The 1,407-nt window shown below is 44.3% G+C and carries 2 protein-coding genes; both read right to left on the bottom strand.

What is annotated here, in order from left to right; translation table 11 throughout:
- The coding region (locus tag F891_RS15450) for an ABC transporter permease (protein ID WP_005264389.1) at positions 1-454 on the bottom strand (454 nt) is incomplete at its 3' end.
- Positions 451-1,407: ABC transporter permease (locus F891_RS15445; RefSeq protein ID WP_005264387.1), on the bottom strand; the 957-nt coding region annotated here is incomplete at its 5' end. The genes F891_RS15450 and F891_RS15445, both read right to left, overlap by 4 nt.

The following is a 1,407-nucleotide window of genomic DNA, read 5'->3' as shown; positions in this document are numbered from 1 at the left end:
CAAAGCGTTCAGTATAGTCTGCCAACGTTTGCTCAACCGATGTGGCTAAGCCCAGACCAATTTGTTTGGTCACTAAAAAGTTGGCCGTGCTTAAATACAGTCCAATTCCGCCTGTTTCACCATGCCTTAAGCTTTGCGATAAATTGTCCGGCAGCAGTAAAATTCCATCGGCTTTTTGAGATTCCATCCATTGTTTGGCTTCGGCAAAATTTCCGGTAATCGCCTGAATTTCGACATTGGGGCTTTGTGCCACCTGACCAATAATGCGGGTGCTTAAGCTACTTTGTTCTTCATCGACAATGATAATCGGTAAGGCTTCAGCCTGCTGCGCCTGATAAGCAGTTGGATAAAAAAAGCTGTAAAACAAGACAGATAGAATCAGCGTGGTAAAGATTGTGCCGTGACTGACAATATCTTTGAAGCTTTGTAGATAGTAAAACCAAAGGGATTTCATGGTGTTGCTCCTTTGGCGATTTTTTTAAGAAACAGATAAGCCAGCAGAGCGTAGACTAGGGCATAGATCAGCAGCATTAATCCAGCTTGCAGTGAAATATGTACTGGACTACCAATCACCCATTGTTCGGTTTGTAATTTGGCATAGGGCGTAAACGGAATAATATTGGCCCAAAACTGGGTGAATAGGGGCGCATTATTTAAAGGTAAAGTCACACCGGCAAAACTTAACGATGAACCACCATAGACCGCAATGATGCCAAAAGATTTACTTAAATCTTTGGTTGCCAGAACCACTGCACTGCTTAAAAATGCATAAGCGCTATATAGCAGAAATTGTGCCGATAGAATCAGAGCGAGCGAGCCGGCAACAAACCAGCCGCGAATTTCAATCAGCCAGAACATCCAGATCCAGGTCCATAGACTAAAAATAGCCACATAGACCAGGTTCTTAGACAGTAATGCCATCCAGATGGATGAGTTGCTAATCCAGCTTGTTAAGGTCTGCCGCTTCAGTTCCTGACCGACGGAAAATGCCACACAACAACACAGCAGTAGATGCAGAATCGCCGGAATGACATAGGGTTCCAGATAGAATTCATAATTCAGTTGCGGATTATACAGCGGAGATATTTTAATATGCGGTGACGGTGCTTCGAGAGAGGGGAGTCGGTTGCCCAGATATTGCTGTCCGCCAAATTCAGCCAGTGCTTGTAGGGTACTAACCAGCATGGCAGAGGAGATGGTATTTCCGATACTGAAATAACTCTGGTTAAAGGCAATACTGATGTCAGCATCCCGGGCACGAACCAGACGTTGCTCGGCACCGCTTGGAATATGGATATAACCCCAAATTTTATTTTGATTCAGTAGGCGCTCAATCTCAGCTGTTTGTTCCGACACTGTAGCAATTTTAAGAGTATGATTCAGCGCCACATGCTGATAAATGCTTTG

It is taken from the genome of Acinetobacter sp. CIP 101966 (assembly GCF_000369725.1).
GTDB classification, from domain to species: Bacteria; Pseudomonadota; Gammaproteobacteria; order Pseudomonadales; family Moraxellaceae; genus Acinetobacter; species Acinetobacter lwoffii_Q.
This window is presented reverse-complemented; position numbering and strand designations above follow the sequence as displayed.